This window comes from Variovorax sp. P4_D9, from assembly GCF_056401695.1.
This window is the reverse complement of the sequence record NZ_JBFUIU010001068.1, coordinates 1-2,540: the sequence shown is the minus strand read 5'-3', so window position 1 is coordinate 2,540 and position 2,540 is coordinate 1. Positions and strand designations below refer to the sequence as shown.

Annotated in this window: 3 protein-coding genes; 1 reads left to right on the top strand and 2 read right to left on the bottom strand. The window is 63.9% G+C overall.

What is annotated here, in order from left to right; all coding sequences use genetic code 11:
- Together AC1DY5_RS50975 and AC1DY5_RS50970 are read right to left on the bottom strand one after the other, a co-directional pair.
- Positions 1 to 1,190, bottom strand: a 1,190-nt coding sequence (locus AC1DY5_RS50975; RefSeq protein ID WP_478121906.1) for a type IV secretion system DNA-binding domain-containing protein, incomplete at its 3' end; no start/stop codon positions are given.
- Positions 1,191 to 1,197: 7 nt separating this feature from the next.
- Positions 1,198 to 1,551 carry a hypothetical protein gene (locus AC1DY5_RS50970; protein WP_478121905.1) on the bottom strand — a complete coding sequence of 118 codons (354 nt, stop codon included), beginning with the start codon at positions 1,549 to 1,551 and terminating at the stop codon, positions 1,198 to 1,200.
- Between the two features lie 477 nt (positions 1,552 to 2,028).
- On the opposite strand from AC1DY5_RS50970, the gene AC1DY5_RS50965 reads away from it, so the two are divergent.
- Positions 2,029 to 2,514, top strand: a complete 486-nt coding sequence (locus tag AC1DY5_RS50965; protein ID WP_478121904.1) for a hypothetical protein — start codon at positions 2,029 to 2,031, stop codon at positions 2,512 to 2,514.
- Positions 2,515 to 2,540: the final 26 nt, after the last annotated feature.

Here is a 2,540-nt window from a genome sequence, read left to right as displayed (position 1 = left end):
GTGTCGTTGAGCTGTGCCAGCGACTGGACACCCGGCATGATCCGCAGGCCCTTCTTGCGCCCCTTGGTCGCCGCATCGATGATGTAGTTGAGCTTCTCAAGCGAATCGAGCTCGTCGCACACGAGGTGCATGCGCCGGCCCGGTTCTTCTGGCATCGATAGAACGCTGGCGCAGGTCACATCGACCCAGCACGAGATCAGCGGCTTGAGCGCCTGCAACATGTCCTCGCGCCACGTGATCCAGAGGCTGCCGGGGCCGCGGTCGAGCCAGTCGCGGAAGGAGAAATCGCCCGAGGGCAGGTACTTGTGCGGGGTGATGTATTGCGTCAGCACGGTGCGGATGCTGGCCAGAGTGTCCGGCGCGCCGTGAAAGCACCCCGCCGCAGGCGTGCCGGCGAGCAGCGCCTTCAGGTCGTCGTTGCTGGCTGTGGTGAGCCAGTGCACCAACCTTTCCGTCGTTCCCGCGCCCTGCCGCAGCAACACGGTCAGCGTCTCGCTGACGATGGTGCGCCCCATGCTGTTCCAAGTCTCCTGCTCCGTGGACGGACTGCGCGGGATCAGGCTGATCGCGTACTGCTCGCAGTCGAAGCTGGTGCGGATCTCGTTGAAGATGCTCCAGCCCTGGCTGCGCTTGTCGAAGGGGTTGAGGATGACGTCGCCGGGCCTGAAGAAATACCGCATCGACGCGCCATCGGGGTCCACGCAGACGATGCGGTCCCCTCGCGCGACCGCGCTCTCGATGTAGTCGCTGATGCAGACGCTCTTGCCCGTGCCGGTCGATCCGCCGACGAAGAACTGGGTGTTCTCGACATCCTTGGGGATCGGGATGCCCGCGAAGAGCAACTGCCCCTTGCCCCTGCGCGTCTGGGACGCCAGCACCTTCTGCCCGACCATCCTGGGGCCGCGCAGGCGCGTGACGAAGACCGAGCCTCCAAAGTGATTGGCGTAGCGCTTCGCGCACACCGCGAACGTGAAGACCCCAAGCAGGAGTCCGAGGGTCGGGCCGATCCAGAGCCCGGGCAGGAACGGCGTTTGCTTGGCCGCGTACCAGAGGCCTTTCGCGAAGAGCGGCGCCGGCAGTCGGTAGTACAGCGCGACGTTGGCGATCCACCCGGCCACGATCGCCAAGAGCACTCCCAGCGCCAGCCAGGAGCGCAGCGTGTTGTCGGGCGTGCGATGGTTGACGAACACGTGAACCTCATCGTCCCTTGAGGTAGCGCTCGATCGCGCCGACATCCAGCGCCTGGTCCGCCTGCGCCCGGATGCTGTCGCCTACCGACTTGCGCACCATGACGTACAGGCCGCACAGGATGCTCAGCAGCATCTCGGGATCGGTGCGGCCGTCGTCGCTGCCGCGCAGGCGCTCGATGTTGCTGCCGATCCGGTCGAGGTCGCCGCGGATCTCCTGCAGCACGCCGACGTTGAGCTTGAGCGCGTCGAAGTAGACCTGCTTGATGTGCGAGCTCACGCCCGCCACGCCGGAGGCCGCATGGGCCCGCGCAAGTACCTGCGCTTCCTCGTCATTGAACTTGATCGACACGATGCTGGCCACGGTCATACCTCCTCAGCCAGCAACCATGCGGGTTTGCGGGAGCGGGGTCGTACCCGGCCTGCGGCAGGTCATACCGAAGTTTCGAGGCCGCATGCGGGTTTGCGGGCACCTCGTAGGTGCGTATGGTGTATCGCCCCTAGGCGAGTCCGCGAACCCATTGCCGTCCGCCAAAACGCAGTCCTTGGTACGAGTGACAGCTCGGACGAGCCGAAGGATCGGCCGAGAGCGTGACAGCAGGCCGAAGGCTGACTGCATTCGAACTGCACCCAGGCTGTAGCCTTTCTGTAGCTCTTCTGCATCTTCACTGCACCCGAAGTGCATCACTTCTGCATCCTTCATTTGCTTCTCCATTCGATTCTCTGATAGAGACAAATTGGATTTCAAGGTCCACAATGTACCCCTCGAAGCAACGATTGAACAAGTCAAATGCAAGAGACGGACGTTTTGCAACGCATAAGGGGACGGGCCGGAGAGCTGGTGGCCCAGAACCTGCGAAGTGCCTCGATCGTGCTCGGCCACTTGCGCGAGCTCATCGTCGAGGCGCACGGCATCGGTCACAGCCACAAGGCCATCCACGCTTCGCTCGAAGCCGCAGGGCTTCGGGCGAGCTGGAACACCTACAAGTCTTGCCTGATGCGCATGAAGAAGGCGACGCGCGCCTTGCCTTCCACTTCGTCCACCACTACTCCCACCGCTTCTCCCCCTGTCATCAGCGGCTGCGCGTTGAACGCACGCAGCGCCAGATCTTCGATGCAGCCAGGCGCAGCGGTTGCGGACGAGTCCGCAGCGCTGCGCCTGGCTGCGGCCCCCACGTACCCCACGCATTCCACCTCCTCGACCACACGCGTGATGGACGCGCTGCGGCAGGCCCGCGAAGTTGCCAACTCGAAGGACTACGGCCAGATTGCCCGGGATCTCTACCGCCAGGAACAACGTAGCCGTCGAACCAAGGACCGACCATGAAAATCTGCGTCTTGAACCTCTCCGGC